The organism is Streptomyces sp. NPDC001604, from assembly GCF_042893475.1.
GTDB lineage: Bacteria > Actinomycetota > Actinomycetes > Streptomycetales > Streptomycetaceae > Streptomyces.
Genome location: NZ_JBIAUY010000002.1, coordinates 486,241 through 507,376, shown reverse-complemented (window position 1 = coordinate 507,376; position 21,136 = coordinate 486,241). Strand labels below are relative to the sequence as shown.

Here is a 21,136-nt window from a genome sequence, read left to right as displayed (position 1 = left end):
CTACGGCGTCACCGTGAAGTTCCGCAGGATCGCCGCCGTGAGCTCCGGGTCCCCCTCCGCCTTCACCCGGTCCGCGACCCCCTGCGGGGTCACCCGGCCGCAGGCCAGGCGTACATAGGTCTCCCAGTCGAGGGTGAGGGTGGCGGCGGGGCCGAGGGCGGGGGCGGTCTCGAGGGTGCCGCGGCCCTGGATGTCGACGCGGATGGTGCGCAGGAACTCGACCGGGCCGTGCACGTCGAAGACGATCGCCGAACTGCGCGGCGCGTCCGACTTCTCGGCCACGACAGCGGGCAGCTCGGCGAGGAGCACGTCACGGGCGATGTGCGCACCGGGGGAGTCGAGGTTGCCGGGGCGGCCCAGGGCCGCCCGGAGGTCCTGCTCGTGCACCCAGACGTTGAACGCATGGGCGCGCATGGACTCTTCGAGAGTGAGCTCGGTGCCGTGGGGACCGCGCACCTTGGTGCCCGGGTCGCGCGACTCGTTGCGCAGCTGGCGGTTGCGGCGGATGATCACGTACTCCAGCTCGGCCGTCATCTCCGGCGCCGTGTGGTGGCGGCGGACGTCGACCTGCATCTCCATGTAGCGCTGGTGGTCGTTGGTGACGTGGAAGAGGTCGCGCGGCAGGGTGTGGATGGGGCGCGGGTCGCCGAGCATCTCGCAGTCCAGGCCGATGACATGGGAGACGACGTCACGGACCGACCACCCCGGGCACGGCGTCCGCCGGTTCCACTCTCCCTCCACAAGCGGTCCCACCAGCTCGGATATCGCTTCGATGGAGTGGGTCCAGGCGTCGGCGTAGGGCTGGAGGGTGGGATGCAGACTCACGGAACGGGACCCCTCGGCGGTCGGTACACGGGCGGTTGGTGGCAGCGTTGCCAGCGGGAGGTGGCTGCACTCGGCGGGTGTCTTGAAACGCTAAGTTACGCTGCTGTGAGGCACCCCGGCAGTGCTTTCGTGTGACGATCGTAGGCCCGAGTGGACGGCTCGAATGCCAGGACGGTGGTAGTGTGCGCGCTTCTCTCATCCAGATCGCCGTAGACGAGGGCGAATCGGTCGAATCGCGTCGGCGGCGGGTGGCTTCGCTGGTACGGGAGCAGGCCGGGGCCGATCTGGTCGTGCTGCCGGAGCTGTGGACGACCGGCGCCTTCGCCTACGAGGCGTTCGGCACCGAGGCCGAGCCGCTGGAGGGGCCGACGTACGAGGCGATGGCGAAGGCCGCGAGCGACGCCGGCGTGTGGCTGCACGCGGGCTCGATCCCCGAGCGAGCTGCATCCGAAAGCGGCTCCGCCGCGGGGTCGGGACCGCTCTACAACACGTCTCTCGTCTTCTCCCCCTCCGGTGACCTGGCCGCCGCCTACCGCAAGATCCACCGCTTCGGCTTCGACAAGGGCGAGGCCGTGCTGATGGGCGCGGGACGGGAACTGGTGACGGTCCGTCTGCCCGGGACGACCGTGGGCGTCGCCACCTGCTACGACCTCCGTTTCCCCGAGCTCTTCCGCGGTCTCGTCGACGCGGGCGCCGAGACGCTGGTGATCCCGGCGGGCTGGCCGGAGCGCCGCCGGGCGCACTGGACGCTGCTGGCCCAGGCGCGGGCGGTCGAGAACCAGGCGTTCGTGCTCGCCTGTGGAACGGCCGGGACCCATGCGGGAGTTCCGCAGGCGGGTCACTCGATCGTGGTGGATCCGTGGGGAGAGGTGCTCGCGGAGGCCGGGGCGGACGAGGAGATCCTCACCGTGGAGTTCGATCCGGCGAAGGTGGCGACCACCCGGGAGCAGTTCCCTGCCCTGAAGGACCGGGTCCTGGGCCTGGCGCCCCCGCACACGTTCTGAGGCCGACCCGAAGGTGCGAGGCGTCAGTCCTCCTCGCGTTCCTTCTCCGCCAGATGGATCACGCACACCGTCACCGCGATCAGCAGCGCCGGGTCCGCGTCGTCGCGGACGACGTCGACGCCGTACGTGTCCCGGATGTGCAGCCAGCGGCGCGAGATGACGGCGAGCAGCTCACCGTCGTACTCGATGGCGAACTCCCGGTCGAGGATCTTGCCGCTGACGTCGAGTTCGGTGCCGTCGACGAGCGTCACCCGATAGTGGTGGCGCAGCAGCGACAGGCGCTTGCGCTTGATCTTGGCGAGGGGCTCGCCGTCCCGTTCGATCACCATGGTGTCGCGCAGGGCGAACATCTTCTGGTGGATGTCGATCAGGACCCGCCCCTGGGTGTCCTTCAGCTCGAAGGTGTCCCTGAGGCGCATCGCCTTGCCGTCGACGAGGAAGACCTTGCCGCCGTGCTCGTCCTCGATCCAGTAGTCCTCGCCGAAGCCGAGGAGCCGGTCGCGTACCTGGAATCTCATGTCCCCACCTCTTCCCCGGGCGTCGGCCCGAAACGCCGCCGGTAGGCCGACGGGCTGAGCCCTGTCTCGCGCCGCACGCGCGCGCGTAGGTTGGCCGCGCTGCCGAGGCCGCTCCTCGCGGCGACGACGTCCAGGCGTTCCTCGCCGCGCTCGATGAGACGGCAGGCGAGGGCGACACGTTCCCCGGTCAGCCAGCCCAGCGGGGTCGTGCCCAGCTGGACGCGGAAACGGCGGTGCAGGGTCGCCGGGGACACCGCCGCCCGGGCCGCCAGGTCCGCCACGGTCAGCGGCTCGCCCAGCCGTTCCTGCGCCCAGGCCAGCAGCGGTCCCAGCGACTCGTCGGGCACGTCCGGCACGGGCCGCTCCACGAACTGCCGCTGCCCGCCGTCCCGGTGGGAGGCGAAGACCAGCCGCCGGGAGACGGCGTTCGCGAGCTCCGCCCCGTGGTCCCGGCGCCAGATGTGCAGCCCCAGGTCGAGCGCGGCCGCGCTGCCCGACGCCGTGAGCAGATCATCCTCGTCGACGAACAGCACGTCCGGCTCCAGCAGCACCTTCGGATGCAGCTTTCGGAACAGGTCCGCCCAGCGCCAGTGGGTGGTGGCCCGCCGTCCGTCCAGCAGCCCGGCCTCGGCGAGCGCGAAGGTCCCGGTGCAGAAGCTGACGACGCGGGCGCCACGCGCGTGGGTGCGGCGGATCGCCTCCAGTACGGCCTCCGCGCGCGGGACGACGTTGTCCGGCCGCCCCGGGACGACGAGGGTGTCCGCCCCGTCCACGGCGTCCAGCCCCGGCACCCCGGTCAGCGTGAAGAACCCGTGGTTCATCCGCACCTCAGGCGCGGACGCGCATACCGTCACCTCGTACAGCGGCCCCGCGAGCCCCAGTTCGGGCCGGGGCAGCCCGAACAGCTCGGTCGCCACGCCCACCTCGAAGGGGTTGGTGCCCTCGTCGACGATCACCGCGACCCGGTGCGGAGGGGGCTGAGAGGATCCTTGCGCCATATGCGATTTCTAGCACTCACACACCGTCCCGGCGCACCCCCACGATGGACCCATGACCACGGAACCCATCGCCCTGTCCGCCGCCCTCGCGTCCTTCACGGACCGCTGGAGCCCGCGCATCGTCACCGCCGTCAACGACTACGACGTCCGCGTCGCCAAGGTCGAGGGCGAGCACGTCTGGCACGTCCACGACCACACCGACGAGTTCTTCCTGGTCCTGGACGGCGAACTCCACATCGCTCTGCGCGAACCCTCCGGCGAACGCACGGTCGTCCTCCCGAAGGGCTCCGTCTTCACGGTCCCCCGCGGCACGCAGCACAAGCCCTACGCCCCGATCCCCACGGAAATCCTGATGCTCGAACCGACCGGCACCCTCACGGTCGGCGACCACCACGAGGAGATCCCCGGCCACGTGGACGCGACGACGGGCCACGCGCTTTCGTGACTGTCAGTGGCGGGTGGCACTCTTGAGCCATGACCCACTCCACTCCCCGGCGCGTCCGAGTCCGAGCCCCCGAGCTGGTGGGCAAGGGCGGCTGGCTGAACACGGGTGACCAGCAGTACACCCTGTCCGACCTGCGTGGACGCATCGTCGTGCTGGATTTCTGGACGTTCTGCTGCATCAACTGTCTGCACGTCCTCGACGAGCTGCGGGAGCTGGAGGAGAAGCACGCGGACACCGTCGTCGTGATCGGTGTGCACTCTCCGAAGTTCGCGCACGAGGCCGAGCACGCGGCGGTGGTCGACGCCGTGGAGCGGTACGGGGTGGAGCATCCGGTGCTGGACGACCCGGAGCTCGCGACCTGGAAGCAGTACGCGGTGCGGGCCTGGCCCACGCTGGTGGTGATCGACCCCGAGGGGTACGTCGTCGCGCAGCACGCCGGTGAGGGGCATGTGCACGCGATCGAGCGGCTGGTGACGGAGCTGGAGGCGGAACACGAGGCGAAGGGGACGCTGCGCCGCGGCGACGGGCCGTACGTGGCGCCGGAGCCGGAGCCGACCACCCTGCGCTTCCCGGGCAAGGCGCTGCTCCTGCCGGGCGGCACCTTCCTGGTCAGCGACACCACCCGGCACCAGCTGGTGGAGCTGGCGGCGGACGGGGAGACGGTGGTGCGCCGCATCGGCTCCGGTGCGCGCGGGTTCGCCGACGGTTCGGCGGAGGCGGCGGCGTTCAACGAGCCGCAGGGCCTCGCCCTCCTCGACCAGGCCGCGGTCGTCGTCGCCGACACCGTCAACCACGCCCTGCGCCGCCTCGACCTCGCGACCGGTGAGGTCACCACCCTCGCCGGAACCGGACGCCAGTGGTGGCAGGGCTCGCCCACCTCGGGACCGGCGCGCGAGATCGACCTCTCCTCCCCGTGGGACGTGGCCCTCTTCGCCGGCAGGGTGTGGATCGCCATGGCCGGCGTCCACCAGCTGTGGGCGTACGACCCGTCCGACCGGACGGTCGCCGTCGCGGCCGGCACCACCAACGAGGGGCTGGTCGACGGACCGGGTCCCGAGGCCTGGTTCGCCCAGCCCTCCGGACTCGCCGCCACCGCCGACCGGCTCTGGCTGGCCGACTCCGAGACCTCGGCCCTGCGCTGGGTGGACCTCGACGGCACGGTCCGTACCGCCGTCGGCACGGGTCTGTTCGACTTCGGTCACCGAGACGGGCCCGCCGGACAGGCCCTGTTCCAGCACCCGTTGGGCGTGACGGCCCTCCCGGACGGTTCGGTGGCCGTGAGCGACACCTACAACAACGCCCTGCGCCGCTACGACCCCTCGACCGGCGAGGTCACCACCCTCGCGACCGACCTGCGTGAACCGAGTGACGCCGTGCTGGTGGACGGGGACATCGTGGTGGTCGAGTCGGCGCGGCACAGGCTGACCCGGCTGCGTCTGCCGGAGGAGGCGGTCCGGGTGGAGTCGGTCGCCCACCGCACGCGGCGAGCCGCCACCGAAGTCGCCCCCGGCAGGCTCCGGTTGGACGTGATCTTCCAGGCTCCCGCGGGCCAGAAACTGGACACCCGGTACGGCCCCTCGACCCGCCTGCTGGTGTCGTCGACTCCCCCCGGGCTCCTGCTGAAGGGCGAGGGTGCCGACACCGACCTCTCCCGCACCCTGGAGCTCGACCCCGGGATCACGGAAGGAGTCCTGCACGTCTCCGCGATGGCCGCGTCCTGCGACGACGACACGGACAACCCCTACCCGGCCTGCCATGTCCATCAGCAGGACTGGGGAGTTCCGGTCCGCCTCACCGAAGGCGGGGCGGACCGGCTGCCGTTGGTACTGGCCGGGATGGACGATTCGGCCGGCTGACCGGGGTCAGCGACGGCGCGGGCGCGGCGCCAGCTTGAACAGGGCCACCCCTGCGGCCATCAGGGTCGTGGCCGTGACGAGCAGCGCCATGCTGTTCATCCACATGCCCGTGGCGGCCAGCGTGGCGCCGCCGGCGCCCGTGGTCCCGGCGCCGATCACTCTTCCGTACATGTCGTGCTTCTCCTAGCGGGGTGTTCGGGGGTTGGTTCGCGGGGGGTGGGTCAAGGGGGTGTCAGGTCGCCACCCACTTCTCCTCGCTGCGGCGCACCAAGCCCCACAGCGAGGTGAAGTAGACGGCGTGCTGGAAGAGGTCGTAGAGCATCTCGGGGACCATCAGCGCGGCGACCAGCACCGCCCGAGGCCCGGCGCGCCGTACGGAGACCGTCTTCTCGACCACGAAGAGCAGCCCGATCGCCGTCCAGAACGGGGAGAATCCGGGCCAGCCGTACAGCGTCGTGTAGGTGGTCATGTAGGTCAGATAGACCAGGAAGCACAGGGCGCCGAAGCCCATCATGAACTGCTGCAGGAAGTAGCGCGCGGTCACCCGGGTCCAGCCGTAGTCGCGCAGGTTCTCCAGCGCGCCCCGCTGCCAGCGCAGCCGCTGGTGCCACAGCTTGCCCAGGGTCGGCATGACCTCGGTGGTGACGGCGCACCCGGCCGGTGACATGGCGCGGTAGCCGAGGGTCTTGACGGCCTTCGTCATCTCGTCGTCCTCGGTCAACGAGGCGAGGCTGTAGTAGCTGTTGCCGCCGCCGATGATCCCGGTGCGACGGGCGGCGCGGACCTCGCGCAGTACCCGCGCGCGGAACATCGTGCCGGTGCCGGTGAGCACCTGCGCCTTGCCGCCGGAGCGTTCCAGCTCCCAGGCGTAGCGGTGGAACTCCATGCGCTGGAGCAGTCCGAGGAAGCCGCCGCCCTCCTCGCCGTAGAAGACCCCGCCGACGGCCCCCACCTTGCGGTTGAAGGTGCCCATCGCGGTCTCGTTGAACCACGGGTCGAGCACGGTGTCGGCGTCCTGCACCAGGAGCAGGTCGCGTTCCTCGAGGTGGGGCAGCACCCAGGCGATGGCCTGGTTGAGGGCACCGGCCTTCTTGTGCGTGTTGCCCTCGGTGTGGAAGACCTGCGCGCCGTGTGCGGCGGCGATCTCGGCGGTGGCGTCGGTGCAGTTGTCGCACACGACGACGATCAGGTCGGGACGCCGGGTCTGCCGCCAGAGGCCCTGGACGGCGTCGGCGATGCGGTCCTCTTCGTTGTGGGCCGGGATCAGCACCACGAGCCGCAGCGGACGGTCGAGTTCGTCGGGTGCGGCGTGGGCGCGGCGGGCCGCGTGCCGTCGTGGGTGCCGTGGTCCCGCGACGGGTGCCACGGCGGTCGTCTCCGCCGAGTGGAGCACGGGGAGCCCTCCGGATGCGCTGATGGTTCACGCCCGGCACGTGCGACCCCCCGGGCACTACAACACTCCGGAGTCTTCACTATTTTCACACAAGTCAACAAGACATCCCTGATCACAGAATGCTCACGGTTGTCGCTGCTTGCCCTGTGCGTCCGTCAGTAGGGGAGGTGTCCCTTACATGACGTATCTGTTTGCCTTGCTCTGTCCGTCACACGCCGTATCCGTCGGAGTATCCGTCCGTGCGACGGTGGCGAACCTCCTCCTCCACGACCGGTGTCGTCGGCGGTACCACGACGCGCCGGCGTCGGGCGATGCCGCTGAAGGTGCTGACTCCGATCAGGCCGACGATCATCAGGATGATGCCGACCAGGTCGAGGTTGACCCCTTGCATGTGCCAGTCGGTCGCGAACGTGAGGATGGCTCCCACGGCGATGAGGATGATGCACCCGCCGAGGCCCATGAGTGTCGCCTCCCTGTCCGGTCGTTGCGGTAGAACCCGAGTACCCGGTCGGACATCACCCATGCGCCACGGCCCGGTTGGCTACCCCTCCAGGAACGCCACCAGCGAATTCGCCAGCAGATAAGGGTCGTTCGCGCCGCACAGTTCGCGGGCGCTGTGCATGGACAGGATCGCCACGCCGATGTCGACGGTCTTGATGCCGTGCCGGGCCGCGGTGATCGGGCCGATCGTGGTGCCGCAGGGCATGGAGTTGTTGGAGACGAAGGACTGGAAGGGCACGTTCGCCTTCTCGCAGGCGGCGGCGAAGACCGCGCGGCCCGAACCGTCCGTGGCGTAGCGGTTGTTGACGTTGACCTTGAGGATCGGGCCGCCGTTGACCCGCGGGTGGTGCGTGGGGTCGTGCCGCTCCGCGTAGTTGGGGTGCACCGCGTGACCGGTGTCCGACGACAGGCACACCGTGCCCGCGAAGGCTCTCGCCCGGTCCTCGAACGAGCCGCCGCGCGCGAACACCGAACGCTCCAGCACGCTGCCGAGCAGCGGCCCGTCCGCGCCCGTGTCCGACTGCGAGCCGTTCTCCTCGTGATCGAAGGCGGCCAGCACCGGGATGTACGGCAGGCCCGCACCGCCGGAGGCGACCGCCGTCAGCGCGGCCACCGCCGCGTGCACGGACAGCAGGTTGTCCATGCGCGGTCCCGCCAGCAGCTCCTTGTCGCGGCCCAGGTAGGCCGACGGCTCCACGGAGTGCGTCATCAGGTCCCAGCCGGTGACCTCGCCCGCCGGCAGCCCCGCACTCTCCTCCAGGAAGGCGATCAGGTCACCGTCGCGCACATCGCTGCCCAGACCCCAGATGGGCGTCAGATGGCGCTGCTTGTCCAGCTTGAGGCCCTCCGCCGACACCGAACGGTCCAGGTGGATGGCGAGTTGCGGCACCCTCAGCAGCGGCCGGTCGACGTTGACCAGCCGGGTCGAGCCGTCCCGCAGGGTCAGCCGGCCGGCCAGCCCCAGGTCACGGTCGAGCCAGGAGTTCAGCAGCGGCCCGCCGTAGATCTCCACCGCCACCTGGCGCCAGCCGTGCGCCCCGGTGTCGGGCAGCGGCTTGACCCGCAGGTTCGGGGAGTCGGTGTGTGCGCCGACGATACGGAACGGCGTGTGGGGCGCCGCGCCCTCGGGGACGTACCAGGCCACGATCGCACCGCCGCGCAGCACATACCTGCCGCCGGTCGTCCCGTCCCAGGCGTCCGTCTCCGCGACCTGGCGGAACCCTGCCTTCTCCAGCCGCTCGGCGGCGCTCGCCACCGCGTGGTACGGCGACGGGCTCGCCGTCAGGAAGGACATGAGGTCGTCGGTGTGGCCGCGGTCGAAGCGGTGGGGTTCGCTCATGGGGTTCACCTTAACGACGTACGAGGGCCCACTCCTCGTGATGAGGAGCGGGCCCTCGTGAGGGCGATGTGGAGTTCTGGCTACCCAGAACGGGAGAGGTTAGAACGCGGCCTCGTCCAGCTCCATCAGGTCCAGCTCGACGTTCTCGGCGAGCTTGCGGGCGCCGGTGACGCCCGGCAGGACGTTGGCCGCGAAGAACTTCGCCGCCGCTATCTTGCCCGTGTAGAAGGCCTTGTCCTTCGCGGAAGCCGTCTGCAGCTTCTCGGCGGCGACCGCGGCACCCTTGAGCAGCAGGTATCCGACGACCACGTCACCGGAGGCCATCAGCAGACGGGTGGTGTTCAGGCCCACCTTGTAGATGTTCTTGACGTCCTGCTCGGTGGCCGCGAGGTCGGTCAGCATCAGGCCGACGATGGCCTCCAGCTCGACGGCGGCCTTCGCGAGGTGCTCGCGGGCGCCGGCCAGCTCCTCGCCGCCCTCGCCGAGCGCCAGGAACTTCTTGATCTCCTCCGCGAGGGTGTTCAGCGCCGCGCCCTGGTTGCGGACGATCTTCCGGAAGAAGTAGTCCTGGCCCTGGATCGCGGTGGTGCCCTCGTACAGGGTGTCGATCTTGGCGTCGCGGATGTACTGCTCGATCGGGTACTCCTGCAGGAAGCCGGAGCCGCCGAAGGTCTGCAGCGACTGCGCGAGCTGCTCGTAGCCCTTCTCGGAGCCGTAGCCCTTGACGATCGGCAGCAGCAGGTCGTTGAGGGCCTCCAGCGCCTTGGTGTCCTCGCCCGCGGCTTCCTTGACCTGGATCTCGTCCTGGAGGGCGGCCGTGTAGAGCACCAGGGCGCGCATGCCCTCCGCGTACGCCTTCTGCGTCATCAGCGAGCGGCGGACGTCCGGGTGGTGCGTGATGGTGACCTTGGGCGCGGTCTTGTCCATGAAGTTCGCGAGGTCGGGGCCCTGGACGCGCTCCTTGGCGTACTCCAGCGCGTTCAGGTAGCCCGTCGACAGCGTGGAGATCGCCTTCGTGCCGACCATCATGCGGGCGAACTCGATGATGCGGAACATCTGGCGGATGCCGTCGTGCTTGTCGCCGATCAGCCAGCCCTTGGCGGGGTGCTTGTCGCCGAAGGTCATCTCGCAGGTGTTGGAGGCCTTCAGGCCCATCTTGTGCTCGACGTTCGTCGCGTACACGCCGTTGCGCTCGCCCAGCTCGCCGGTCTCGAAGTCGAAGAGGTACTTCGGGACGAGGAAGAGGGACAGGCCCTTGGTGCCGGGGCCGGCGCCCTCGGGACGGGCGAGGACGTAGTGGAGGATGTTCTCCTCCATGTCGTGCTCACCGGAGGTGATGAAGCGCTTCACGCCCTCGATGTGCCAGGAGCCGTCCTCCTGCTGGATCGCCTTGGTGCGGCCGGCGCCGACGTCGGAGCCCGCGTCGGGCTCGGTGAGGACCATGGTGGAGCCCCAGGTCTTCTCCACGGCGATCTTCGCGATGTGCTTCTGGACCTCGTTGCCCTCGTCGAAGAGGATGCCGGCGAACGCCGGGCCGGAGGCGTACATCCACACGGCCGGGTTCGAGCCGAGCAGCAGCTCCGCGTACGACCAGATCAGGGAGCGCGGGGCGGTGGTGCCGCCGATCTCCTCGGGCAGGCCGAGCCGCCAGTACTCGGAGTCCATGAAGGCCTTGTAGCTCTTCTTGAAGGACGCCGGGACCGGAGCGGTGTTCGTCTCGGGGTCGAAGACCGGCGGGTTGCGGTCGGCGTCCGCGAAGGACTCCGCCAGCTCGTTCTCAGCGAGGCGGGTCAGCTCCTCGAGGATGCTCCTGGCGGTGTCGACGTCCATCTCCTCGAACGGGCCGGTGCCGTACAGCTTGTCCCGACCGAGGACTTCGAAGAGGTTGAACTCGATGTCGCGCAGATTCGACTTGTAGTGCCCCATGGCGACGGCTCCGTTAGAGAGATCGGCGAGGCACCGGGTGTAGCTCCTCGCACTAGTTCACGTACCAACAAGTAGCTACGATGATGCTACCCGTCGGTAATAAGAAGCAACCCCGAATGGGTCATCTGTGACTCAGTACTCTTGCGCTCATGTACGGCTACGACCAGAACGTGGGTGCGGGTGCTCAGCAGCAGTACGCCCAGCCGCAGCAGGGCCCCGGCGGTTACGGGCAGCAGCAGCCGCTGTATCCCGAGCCGTCCCCGCCGTCCCTCGCGGACGCGGTACGGGCCTTCACCACCGGACAGCTGTCCGCGGAGGACTTCCAGCAGGTCTTCGCCACCTCGAAGGTCTACTGCCCACGCGGCGACAACCCCGGATTCCTCGCCCTGCACAACACCCAGCAGCCGGTGATCCCGATGTTCACCTCGCTCAAGGAACTGCGCCGGTACGCGGGCAAGGAGTCCAAGTACTTCGTGATCACGGGGGCCGAGGTCATCGATCTGCTCCCCACCGGCTACGGCTTCGTCCTCGACATGGAGGGCGAGCACCGCATGGTCTTCGACGCGAAGGCCGTGGAGCAGATGGTCGAGTTCGCGATGCGCCGGATGTACGGCTGACGGCCGCCTGTGGGAGCCCGGAGGGAATGCCCTCCGGGCTTTCTCTGTTACGGGTGGCAGAAAGTTCAACGCTCAACTAAACTGGCCGCACAAGGAGGTACCGACATGCCTGCAGTGACCGTCGAGAACCCGCTGACCCTGCCCCGTGTGGCCGCTCCGGCCGACGCCGTGGCACGTCCCGTGCTCGCCGTCACGACCGCGCCGAGCGGTTTCGAGGGCGAGGGCTTTCCGGTGCGCCGGGCGTTCGCCGGGATCAACTACAAGTACCTCGACCCGTTCATCATGATGGACCAGATGGGCGAGGTGGAGTACGCGCCGGGCGAGCCCAAGGGCACCCCCTGGCACCCGCACCGCGGCTTCGAGACCGTCACGTACATCATCGACGGGATCTTCGACCACCAGGACTCCAACGGCGGTGGCGGCACCATCACCAACGGCGACACCCAGTGGATGACCGCGGGCTCGGGCCTGCTGCACATCGAGGCCCCGCCGGAGTCCCTCGTCATGTCCGGCGGCCTCTTCCACGGGCTCCAGCTGTGGGTGAACCTCCCGGCCCGGGACAAGATGATGGCCCCGCGCTACCAGGACATCCGCGGCGGAAACGTTCAGCTGCTGACGACCCCGGACGGCGGCGCGCTGCTGCGGGTCATCGCCGGTGAGCTCGACGGCCACCAGGGCCCCGGCATCACGCACACGCCGATCACGATGATCCACGCGACGCTCGCGCCGGGTGCCGAGCTCACCCTGCCGTGGCGCGAGGACTTCAACGGCCTCGCGTACGTCCTTGCCGGCCGCGGCGCGGTCGGTGCCGAGCGGCGGCCGATCGAGCTGGGCCAGACCGCCGTGTTCGGTGCGGGCTCCGCGCTGACCGTCCGCGCGGACGAGAAGCAGGACTCGCACACCCCGGACCTGGAGGTCGTGCTCCTGGGCGGGCAGCCGATACGGGAGCCCATGGCCCACTACGGTCCGTTCGTCATGAACACCCGTGAGGAACTCCAGCAGGCCTTCGAGGACTTCCAGAAGGGCCGGCTGGGCACCATCCCGGCCGTGCACGGGATGACCGAGGGCGGCCTGTAAGGCTCGCCGGGACCGTGCGCGGACGGCCCACCCGGGGATCTCACCCGCGTGGGCCGTCCGCGCAGGACACGGCACGGGCGGTCGTGATCCGCTGGACGGGTGCAGCTCCTCCCCGACCCCGTCCGGCGGCTGGCCGCCTGGTGCGCCGTGATCCTGCTGGTTGCCGGGGTCGTGTACGTCGGGGTCCTTTTGTGCTCGCAGTTCCGCACGGCCGTGACACCGGTGCTGCTGGCGCTGCTCGGGACGGCCCTGCTGAGGCCCCTGCACCGGCGGCTCGTCAGGGCCAAGGTCAACCGGTCCGTCGCCGCCGGGCTCACTTGCGTCGCGGTCGTGGCCGTGGTCGGCGGGGCCGTCTACATCATCGTGGCCGCGCTCATCGACACCGGTGACCAGATCGTCGCCTCGCTGAAGGACGCGGCCCAGGGCGTCGCCGATCATTTCGGGGCCGCGGGCACCTCCCTGGACGACCTCGCCACGAACGCGAAGGACCTGCTCGCCAAGTTCGGCGGGACCGCGGCCTCCAACGTCATCAGCGGGGTCAGCGTCGTCGGCGAGACCATCGCCATGGCCGTCCTCGCGCTGTTCCTCGTCTTCTTCTTCCTGCGGGACTCGCACAAGGCCGCCGACCTGATCAGGAGCATGGCCCCCGGTGAGAGCGGCGACACACTGGAGGCCATGGCCCGCCGGGCCTACGAGGCCGTCGAGGGATTCATGCGCGGCACCAGCTTCATCGCGCTCATCGACGCCGTCTGCATCACCCTGGGGCTGCTGGTGCTGGACGTGCCCGGTGCCGTCGGACTCGGCGCGCTCGTCTTCGTCGGGGCCTTCATCCCCTACCTCGGCGCCTTCATCTCCGGTGCCGTCGCCGTACTCGTCGCGCTCGCCGACCGTGGGTTCGTGATCGCGCTGTGGGTGCTCGGCGTCGTCCTCGCCGTGCAGGTGCTGGAGGGGCATGTGCTCACGCCGATGATCCAGAGCCGGACCGTGCAGATGCACCCGGCGATGGTGATGGTGGCCATCACGGCGGGGGCCTCCGTCGCAGGCGTGCTCGGGATGCTGCTCGCGGTGCCGCTCACCGCCGCCGTCTTCGGCGTCGTACACGAACTGCGGGCGCGGTATCAGGTACCCGAGCCGTCGGACTCGTAGAGCTCGAACCAGATGCTCTTGCCCTCGCCCTGCGGGTCCACGCCCCAGGTGTCCGCGAGCAGTTCGATGAGCATCAACCCGCGCCCCGAGGAGGCCAGTTCGCCGGGGCGGCGCTTGTGCGGGAGGGCGTCGCTGGTGTCCGTGACGGTGACGCGCATCCGGCGGCCGCCGGACTCCCCCCGCACCTCCGCCAGCAGCAGCGCGTCGGCGTCGGTGTGCACGAGGACGTTGGTGAGCATCTCGGAGACCAGCAGCACCGCCGAGTCGACCTGGTCCGGCGAGGGCCAGTCGTGCAGCAGCTCCCGCAGGTGCTGACGGGCCACCGCCACCCGCTCCGGTTCCGCCTGCGCGACGGACAGCATGGTGCGGCGGACCTTCGGCGGCACGGGCACCGTCTCGTCGCAGCCCTCCGGCCGGGACAGCAGCAGTACGGCGATGTCGTCCTCGCGCCGGTCCGCGAGGGGCCCGGTGGTGTGGTGGGAAGAGGGGCCGTGGACGCCCTGGACCAGGGCGTCGGCCAGTTCCTCCAGGTCGCCCTTGTGGTCCTCGAGGATCGCGCGGATCCGCTGCCAGCCGCTCTCCAGATCGTGGCCGCCGGTCTCGATCAGACCGTCGGTGCAGATCAGCATGGTCTCGCCGGGTTCGAGGATGATCCGGGTGGTCGGGTAGTCGGCGTCCGGGTCGATGCCGAGCGGCAGACCCCCTGCAGTCGGACGAGCCAGCACCGTGCCGTCCGCCATCCGGATCGCCGGGTCCGGGTGCCCGGCGCGGGCGATGTCCAGGGTGCCGGTCGCCGGGTCGGCCTCGACGTACAGACAGGTCGCGAAGCGCAGATCCGCGAGGGCGTCCTCCTCGGCGGCCCCGGGCCGGATGGCGCCGTCCGACAGGCCGTGCAGGAAGCGGGAGGCGCGGGAGAGCACCGCGTCCGGGCGGTGGCCCTCGGAGGCGTACGCGCGCAGGGCGATCCGGAGCTGGCCCATCAGGCCGGCCGCCCGCACGTCATGGCCCTGGACGTCACCGATGACCAGGGCGATCCGGCCGTTGGGCAGCGGGATCATGTCGTACCAGTCGCCGCCGACCTGGAGGCCGCCGCCGGTGGGCACATAGCGGGCGGCGACGCTCATGCCCGGTATCTGCGGGCCGAGGGTCGGCAGCATCGAGCGCTGCAGGCCGTCGGTCAGCGCACGCTCGGTCTCGGCGGCGCCGGCCCGGGACAGCGCCTGGGCGAGCATGCGGGCCACCGTCGTCAGCACGGACCGCTCGTCCGGATTGAAGGTGACCGGGTAGGCGAAGGCCGCCATCCAGGCGCCCATCGTGCGGCCGGCCACCGTCAGCGGCAGGAACGCCCAGGAGTGGCGGTTGAAGGACGCGGCGAGCGGCCAGGCGGCCGGGTAGCGCGACTTGTACTGCTCGGGGGTGGAGAGGTAGACGGCACGGCCGGTGCGGGCCACCTCGGCGGCCGGGTAGTCCGTGTCCAGGGACATGTGCGAGAAGGGGCCGTCGTCGCCGGGCTGGTGCCCGTGGTGGCCGATGATCGTCAGGCGGTCACCCTTCACGCCGAACACCGCCAGCCCGTCCGGGGTGAACCCCGGCATCGACAGACCCGCCGCGACCCGCAGCACCTCCTCCGTGGACCGCGCCTCGGCCAGCGCCCGGCCCGCGTCCAGCAGGAACGCCTCCCTGGAGCGCCGCCAGTCGCCGGTGACGGCGCTGCGTCCGGCCGGTGTGCCCGGGGTCGGCTCGGTGACCTCCTGAAGGGTGCCGATCAGCTGGAAGGACTTCTTCTCGGGGTCGAAGGACGGCTTGGAGCGGGAGCGCACGACACGGATCACCCGGCCCTGCTCGTCCATGATCCGGATTCGCACCTCGGCCAGCGTGCCCTCGGCGACCGCGAGCCCGACGACGGCGATGATCTCGTTCCAGTCGACCGGATGGAGCCGGGCCCGGGCCTTGGCCTCCGTGAGGGTGGTCTGCTCGGCGGGCAGCCCCAGCAGCCGAGCCGCCTCGGCGTCGACCGTGACGAGTTCGGTGGCGGTGTCCCAGTGCCACAGGCCAGTCGCGAGGGCGGCGAGAACCTCCCCCACGGCGGGCAGAGGCTCACCAGTGCGCATTGCCCCACTTTATGGAGAGGTGATCGAGGAGTGCCACCGATTGCCCACTCTTAATGGTGGGGAGCCGATCTTGGGGTGCCCGGTACCCTGGGGGTTGTTTCACGTGAAACACCCTGGAACACAGCCCCCGATCCGCGAAGACTGGATGAACGACGATGCATCGGTACAGGTCCCACACCTGCGGCGAGCTCCGCTCCTCTGACGTCGGCACCGACGTCCGGCTGAGTGGCTGGCTGCACAATCGGCGCGACCTGGGCGGCATCCTCTTCATCGATCTGCGCGATCACTACGGCATCACGCAGCTTGTGGCCCGTCCCGGCACCCCGGCCTACGAGGCCCTCGACAAGCTGACCAAGGAGTCGACGGTCCGCGTCGACGGCAAGGTCGTCTCCCGGGGCACCGAGAACGTCAACCCGGACCTGCCGACCGGTGAGGTCGAGGTCGAGGTCGGCGAGGTCGAGCTGCTCGGCGCGGCCGCCCCGCTCCCCTTCACGATCAACACCGAGGACGGGGTCAACGAGGAGCGGCGCCTGGAGTACCGCTTCCTGGACCTGCGCCGCGAGCGCATGCACAAGAACATCATGCTGCGCACGGCGGTCATCTCCGCCATCCGGCACAAGATGACGGCGCTCGGCTTCAACGAGATGGCAACCCCGATCCTGTCCGCCACCTCCCCCGAGGGCGCGCGTGACTTCGTGGTGCCCTCCCGCCTCAACCCGGGCAAGTTCTACGCCCTTCCGCAGGCTCCGCAGCAGTTCAAGCAGCTGCTGATGATCTCCGGCTTCGACCGCTACTTCCAGATCGCGCCCTGCTTCCGTGACGAGGACGCGCGTGCGGACCGTTCGCCGGGCGAGTTCTACCAGCTCGACGTCGAGATGAGCTTCGTAGAGCAGGAGGACGTCTTCCGGCCCATCGAGCAGCTGATGACCGAGCTGTTCGAGGAGTTCGGCGGCGGCCGCCACGTCACCTCGCCCTTCCCGCGGATCCCGTTCCGCGAGGCGATGCTCAAGTACGGCTCCGACAAGCCGGACCTGCGCGCCCAGCTGGAGCTCGTCGACATCACCGACATCTTCGAGGGCTCGGAGTTCAAGGCCTTCGCCGGCAAGCACGTCCGTGCGCTGCCGGTGCCGGACGTCTCCGCGCAGCCCCGGAAGTTCTTCGACCAGCTCGGTGACTTCGCGGTCTCGCAGGGCGCCAAGGGCCTGGCCTGGGTGCGCGTGGCCGAGGACGGTTCGCTGTCCGGCCCGATCGCGAAGTTCCTCACCGAGGAGAACGTCGCCGAGCTGACCAAGCGCCTGTCGCTGGCCGCCGGTCACGCGGTGTTCTTCGGCGCGGGCGAGTTCGACGAGGTCTCCAAGATCATGGGCGCGGTCCGCGTCGAGGCCGCCAAGCGCGCCGGGCACTTCGAGGAGGGTGTCTTCCGGTTCTGCTGGATCGTCGACTTCCCGATGTACGAGAAGGACGAGGAGACCGGCGCGATCGACTTCTCGCACAACCCCTTCTCGATGCCGCAGGGCGGCCTGGAGGCCCTGGAGACCCGGGACCCGCTGGACATCCTCGGCTGGCAGTACGACATCGTCTGCAACGGCGTCGAGCTGTCCTCCGGCGCGATCCGGAACCACGAGCCCGAGATCATGCTCAAGGCCTTCGAGATCGCGGGCTACGACCGCGACACCGTCGAGGAGAAGTTCGCCGGCATGCTGCGCGCCTTCCGCTTCGGCGCCCCGCCGCACGGCGGCATCGCCCCCGGCGTCGACCGCATCGTCATGCTCCTCGCGGACGAGCCGAACATCCGCGAGACCATCGCCTTCCCGCTCAACGGCAACGCCCAGGACCTGATGATGGGCGCGCCGACGGAGCTGGAGGAGGCACGGCTGAAGGAGCTGCACCTGTCGGTGCGCAAGCCGCAGCCGAAGTAGCGAGCGGTCAGGAAGGGCTCGAAACCGGCATCGGTTTCGAGCCCTTTCGCTTGCGCACCCGGATGCACAGCCCCTGGCCCCAGTCACGGTTCTAGGTGTCGTACGAGCCGTCCCAGGGTGAGGCGAAGAACAGACGGTCCGGGTGGAGCTCGGCCCAGCCGCCCTCCTCGTCCTGGCCGGTCACCAGGCCGAACAGCACGCCGTCCACGGTGAGTTGGAACGGGCGTATCGCGATGTCCGTGTAGGAGCGCCGGGGCAGGCTGCGCAGCAGTTTCGCCAGGTGCACACGGGCACGGGTGAGCACCGAGTCGTCGCCGTGCGGGTTGCGCTGCTGCTCGGCCCAGGTGCCGGCGCACCAGATCTCCGAGTCGCGGTGATTGCCCTCGGCGTCGAAGGTGTGGAGCACCGCGAAGAGACGTTTTTCGTTTTCCCAGCCGTCGTCCGGACGGTACCCGCGCGGAAAGGCGTACGTGACCGTTCCCAGGAACTGGCCGTCCGCATAGCGGCCGATGGCCTCGGCCCGGCCGTGCGGTTCGTAGGAGATCGGTATGACCTCGGGGACTGCCATGGCGGAACAATACGGGGCCCGGTGAGCCGAACGGCTCTCCGAGCCCCGTCTCTCACGGTTCCTACTCGGGCTCGCCGCCGAAGCGCTCCTTGTACGCCTCCAGGTCCTCGTCCGTCAGCTTGGCGAACAGGACCGGCGGGACCGTGAAGGGCGTGCCCGCGGGGACCGCGGTGAGGGACTTCGCGTCGGTGGCGGAGACCCAGGTCGCACGCTTTTGATCAGATGCAGTCTCCGGGAGGGCGAAGGCCTGGCGCATGGCGGCCGAGGTGGTCGGGATGAAGGGTTCCGAGACCACCGCGTAGAGGTGGATCAGGTTCATCGCGGTGCGCAGGGTGAGGGCAGCGCCGTCCTGGTTCGTCTTGATCTCCAGCCAGGGGGCCTTCTCCTCCAGGTAGGAGTTGCCGGCCGACCACAGGGCACGCAGGGCTGCTGCCGCCTTGCGGAACTGGAGGGCCTCGAGCTGGGACTCGTACTCCGCGAGGAGCTCCGCGATCTGCTCGCCCAGCTTCGCCTCCGCCTCCCCCGGCTCGCCGCCCGCCGGGACCTCCTCGCCGAAGCGCTTCTTGGAGAACGACAGCACGCGGTTGACGAAGTTGCCGAGGGTGTCCGCCAGGTCCTTGTTCACCGTCGCCGTGAAGTGCTCCCAGGTGAAGGACGAGTCGTCCGACTCGGGAGCGTTGGCGATCAGGAAGTAGCGCCAGTAGTCCGCCGGGAGGATGTCCAGGGCCTGGTCGGTGAAGACGCCCCGCTTCTGGGACGTGGAGAACTTGCCGCCGTAGTACGTCAGCCAGTTGAAGGCCTTGACGTAGTCGACCTTCTTCCACGGCTCACGGACGCCGAGCTCGGTCGCCGGGAACATCACCGTGTGGAAGGGGACGTTGTCCTTCGCCATGAACTCCGTGTAGCGGACGTCGTTGTCGACGTCGTACCACCACGACTTCCAGTCGCGGTTCGACGGGTCCTGGTCCGACCACTCCTTCGTCGCACCGATGTACTCGATCGGGGCGTCGAACCAGACGTAGAAGACCTTGCCCTCCGCGGCCAGCTCCGGCCAGGTGTCGGCCGGGACCGGAACGCCCCAGTCCAGATCGCGGGTGATCGCGCGGTCGTGCAGGCCCTCGGTCAGCCACTTGTGGGCGATGGAGGAGGCCAGCTGCGGCCAGTCCTTGTCGTGGCGGGCGACCCACTCGCGCACCTCGTTCTCCAGCTTGGACTGGAGGAGGAAGAGGTGCTTGGTCTCACGGACCTCCAGGTCCGTGGAGCCGGAGATCGCCGAGCGCGGGTTGATCAGGTCGGTCGGGTCCAGTACGCGGGTGCAGTTCTCGCACTGGTCGCCGCGGGCCTTGTCGTAGCCGCAGTGCGGGCAGGTGCCCTCGACATAGCGGTCCGGCAGGAAGCGGCCGTCGGCGGGGCTGTAGACCTGGCGGATCGCCCGCTCCTCGATGAAGCCGTTCTCGTTGAGGCGGCGGGCGAAGTGCTGGGTGATCTCGACGTTCTGGGGGCTCGAGCTCCGGCCGAAGTAGTCGAAGGCGAGCGCGAAGCCGTCGTAGACCGCCTTCTGGGCGTCGTGCGCCTGGGCGCAGAACTCGTCCACCGGCAGGCCCTGCTCCTTGGCCGCCAGCTCGGCGGGGGTGCCGTGCTCGTCCGTCGCGCAGATGTACAGGACGTCGTGGCCGCGCTGGCGGAGGTACCGGGAGTACACGTCCGCCGGGAGCATGGACCCCACCATGTTGCCCAGGTGCTTGATTCCGTTGATGTACGGAAGGGCGCTGGTGATGAGGTGTCGAGCCATCGGGGGCTGCTCCCAGGTCGGATTTCGGGGTTCTTGGTTCTTTGCGAACCTTGAAATCGTAGCCGACATGGGTGGGCCGCCCGCTTCCCGTTTTACGGGGTGGGAAGGGGCGGCCCGGGTGATCTTTCGTTCTTTCGGCGGGGCCTACGGGGCTACGGGCGCCAGTCGATCAGTACGCCGTCGTAGAGCTCCGCGTCCGTGAGCTCCAGGGGGGTCGGGCCCGCGTGGAAGAAGGCCGTGTTGTCGGTCTTCAGTTTGCGGAGGTAGTCGAAGGCCTTGTTGTCGTGGTCGCCGAACGCGACGAAGGAGAAGAACACCTGGGGGTGGGTCTTCGCGGCCTCGGTGAGGGCCTGGGTGGCGGGGGTCTTCGCGTCCGGGGCGCCGTCCGTCTGGAAGATCACCAGGGCGGGGGTCTTCGCGTCGGGGTTGTCGGCGTCGTAGTGGGCGAGGACCGCTTCCACGGCTGCGTGGTAGCTGGTACGGCCCATGCGGCCGAGGCCGGCGTGGGCGTCGTCGATGGCGGTCTCGGGGGAGGCCGGGGTGAGGTCGGTGGTGCCGTCGACCTCCGTGGAGAAGAAGACGACGTGGACGGACGCCTTCTCGCTGCCCGCGGGGTCCAGGTGCTCGGCGAGGGCGAGGGTCTGGTCGGCCAGGGCCTGGGCGGAGCCGTCCTTGTAGTACGGGCGCATGCTCGCGGAGCGGTCGAGGACGAGGTAGACCTTGGCGCGGGCGGTGGTGAGGCCGGCCTTCGCCAGGGCGGCGGCGGGGGCGTCGGCCTCCGGCGCGGCAGCGGCTACGGGCTCGGCGACCGCCGCCGGCTCGGGCTCCGCCTCGGCTTCGCCTTCGGCGGGGTCGGTCCCACCCGCACCGCCCGTGCTGGTTTCGTTGTCGGCTGCGGGTGGCCCCTGCGGGGTGTCCTCGCCGTCGGCGGCTGCGGGCTCGTCGGCCTCGGCCGTGGCGGCCGCCGGCTCGGGCTGCGCCTCGGCTTCGCCTTCGGCGGGGTGGTTCCCACCCGCACCGCCCGTGCTGGTTTCGTTGTCGGCTGCGGGTGGCCCCTGCGGGGTGTCCTCGCCGTCGGCGGCTGCGGGCTCGTCGGCCTCG

At 69.8% G+C, this 21,136-nt stretch carries 19 protein-coding genes; 7 read left to right on the top strand and 12 right to left on the bottom strand.

Annotated features, from left to right (window positions below; translation table 11 throughout):
* On the bottom strand, window positions 1-825 hold the full coding sequence (locus ACFY1E_RS07550; protein WP_389072607.1) for a maleylpyruvate isomerase family mycothiol-dependent enzyme: 825 nt from the start codon (window positions 823-825) through the stop codon (window positions 1-3).
* 182 nt (window positions 826-1,007) lie between these two features.
* On the opposite strand from ACFY1E_RS07550, the gene ACFY1E_RS07545 reads away from it, so the two are divergent.
* A complete protein-coding gene (locus tag ACFY1E_RS07545; RefSeq protein ID WP_389072604.1) occupies window positions 1,008-1,829 on the top strand; it encodes a carbon-nitrogen family hydrolase in 822 nt (273 codons plus the stop codon).
* A gap of 23 nt (window positions 1,830-1,852) precedes the next feature.
* On the opposite strand, the gene ACFY1E_RS07540 is transcribed toward ACFY1E_RS07545, so the two are convergent.
* Window positions 1,853-2,347, bottom strand: a complete 495-nt coding sequence (locus ACFY1E_RS07540; RefSeq protein WP_389072602.1) for an LURP-one-related/scramblase family protein — start codon at window positions 2,345-2,347, stop codon at window positions 1,853-1,855.
* Window positions 2,344-3,345: a helix-turn-helix domain-containing protein gene (locus tag ACFY1E_RS07535; RefSeq protein ID WP_389072600.1), complete on the bottom strand. Its 1,002-nt coding sequence runs from the start codon at window positions 3,343-3,345 to the stop codon at window positions 2,344-2,346. Before ACFY1E_RS07535 ends, ACFY1E_RS07540 begins: the two co-directional genes overlap by 4 nt.
* A 52-nt stretch (window positions 3,346-3,397) precedes the next feature.
* Between ACFY1E_RS07535 and ACFY1E_RS07530 the strand changes: the two genes are divergently transcribed.
* Both ACFY1E_RS07530 and ACFY1E_RS07525 read left to right on the top strand, forming a co-directional pair.
* Complete coding sequence (locus tag ACFY1E_RS07530; RefSeq protein ID WP_389072598.1) at window positions 3,398-3,790, top strand: cupin domain-containing protein; 393 nt, start codon at window positions 3,398-3,400, stop codon at window positions 3,788-3,790.
* A gap of 29 nt (window positions 3,791-3,819) precedes the next feature.
* Window positions 3,820-5,646 (top strand): thioredoxin-like domain-containing protein, encoded by a 1,827-nt coding sequence (locus ACFY1E_RS07525; RefSeq protein WP_389072596.1) that lies wholly within the window; start codon window positions 3,820-3,822, stop codon window positions 5,644-5,646.
* Window positions 5,647-5,652: 6 nt separating this feature from the next.
* Here ACFY1E_RS07525 and ACFY1E_RS07520 read toward each other — a convergent pair whose 3' ends face one another.
* From ACFY1E_RS07520 to ACFY1E_RS07500, 5 genes are all read right to left on the bottom strand, one after another.
* Window positions 5,653-5,817 carry a hypothetical protein gene (locus ACFY1E_RS07520; protein ID WP_165954846.1) on the bottom strand — a complete coding sequence of 55 codons (165 nt, stop codon included), beginning with the start codon at window positions 5,815-5,817 and terminating at the stop codon, window positions 5,653-5,655.
* Between the two features lie 61 nt (window positions 5,818-5,878).
* The gene (locus ACFY1E_RS07515; RefSeq protein ID WP_389072594.1) at window positions 5,879-7,039 is read right to left on the bottom strand and encodes a glycosyltransferase; all 1,161 of its coding nucleotides are present in this window, start codon (window positions 7,037-7,039) and stop codon (window positions 5,879-5,881) included.
* Between the two features lie 208 nt (window positions 7,040-7,247).
* Window positions 7,248-7,499 (bottom strand): DUF6458 family protein, encoded by a 252-nt coding sequence (locus tag ACFY1E_RS07510; RefSeq protein ID WP_115907000.1) that lies wholly within the window; start codon window positions 7,497-7,499, stop codon window positions 7,248-7,250.
* A gap of 81 nt (window positions 7,500-7,580) precedes the next feature.
* Window positions 7,581-8,879 carry a M18 family aminopeptidase gene (locus ACFY1E_RS07505; RefSeq protein ID WP_389072591.1) on the bottom strand — a complete coding sequence of 433 codons (1,299 nt, stop codon included), beginning with the start codon at window positions 8,877-8,879 and terminating at the stop codon, window positions 7,581-7,583.
* A gap of 99 nt (window positions 8,880-8,978) precedes the next feature.
* On the bottom strand, window positions 8,979-10,805 hold the full coding sequence (locus ACFY1E_RS07500) for an acyl-CoA dehydrogenase (RefSeq protein ID WP_389072589.1): 1,827 nt from the start codon (window positions 10,803-10,805) through the stop codon (window positions 8,979-8,981).
* A 149-nt stretch (window positions 10,806-10,954) separates the two neighbouring features.
* Between ACFY1E_RS07500 and ACFY1E_RS07495 the strand changes: the two genes are divergently transcribed.
* The 3 genes from ACFY1E_RS07495 (at window position 10,955) to ACFY1E_RS07485 (ending at window position 13,645) form a co-directional block, all read left to right on the top strand.
* The gene (locus ACFY1E_RS07495; RefSeq protein WP_030939169.1) at window positions 10,955-11,422 is read left to right on the top strand and encodes an SseB family protein; all 468 of its coding nucleotides are present in this window, start codon (window positions 10,955-10,957) and stop codon (window positions 11,420-11,422) included.
* A 105-nt stretch (window positions 11,423-11,527) separates the two neighbouring features.
* The gene (locus ACFY1E_RS07490; protein ID WP_344403104.1) at window positions 11,528-12,499 is read left to right on the top strand and encodes a pirin family protein; all 972 of its coding nucleotides are present in this window, start codon (window positions 11,528-11,530) and stop codon (window positions 12,497-12,499) included.
* A gap of 99 nt (window positions 12,500-12,598) precedes the next feature.
* Complete coding sequence (locus ACFY1E_RS07485) at window positions 12,599-13,645, top strand: AI-2E family transporter (protein WP_389072586.1); 1,047 nt, start codon at window positions 12,599-12,601, stop codon at window positions 13,643-13,645.
* Here ACFY1E_RS07485 and ACFY1E_RS07480 read toward each other — a convergent pair.
* Entirely contained in the window at window positions 13,618-15,756 is a 2,139-nt protein-coding gene (locus tag ACFY1E_RS07480; RefSeq protein WP_389072584.1) for a SpoIIE family protein phosphatase, read from the bottom strand. The genes ACFY1E_RS07485 and ACFY1E_RS07480 overlap by 28 nt on opposite strands.
* A gap of 155 nt (window positions 15,757-15,911) precedes the next feature.
* Here ACFY1E_RS07480 and aspS point away from each other — a divergent pair, with 155 nt between their 5' ends.
* Entirely contained in the window at window positions 15,912-17,675 is a 1,764-nt protein-coding gene (gene aspS, locus ACFY1E_RS07475; protein ID WP_389072582.1) for an aspartate--tRNA ligase, read from the top strand.
* Between the two features lie 91 nt (window positions 17,676-17,766).
* On the opposite strand, the gene ACFY1E_RS07470 is transcribed toward aspS, so the two are convergent.
* The 3 genes from ACFY1E_RS07470 to ACFY1E_RS07460 all read right to left on the bottom strand — a co-directional run.
* Window positions 17,767-18,243 carry a hypothetical protein gene (locus tag ACFY1E_RS07470; protein WP_389072580.1) on the bottom strand — a complete coding sequence of 159 codons (477 nt, stop codon included), beginning with the start codon at window positions 18,241-18,243 and terminating at the stop codon, window positions 17,767-17,769.
* Window positions 18,244-18,304: 61 nt separating this feature from the next.
* Complete coding sequence (metG, locus tag ACFY1E_RS07465; RefSeq protein ID WP_389072577.1) at window positions 18,305-20,035, bottom strand: methionine--tRNA ligase; 1,731 nt, start codon at window positions 20,033-20,035, stop codon at window positions 18,305-18,307.
* A 152-nt stretch (window positions 20,036-20,187) separates the two neighbouring features.
* A partial coding sequence (locus tag ACFY1E_RS07460; RefSeq protein ID WP_389072575.1) for a VWA domain-containing protein occupies window positions 20,188-21,136 on the bottom strand: 949 nt, incomplete at its 5' end.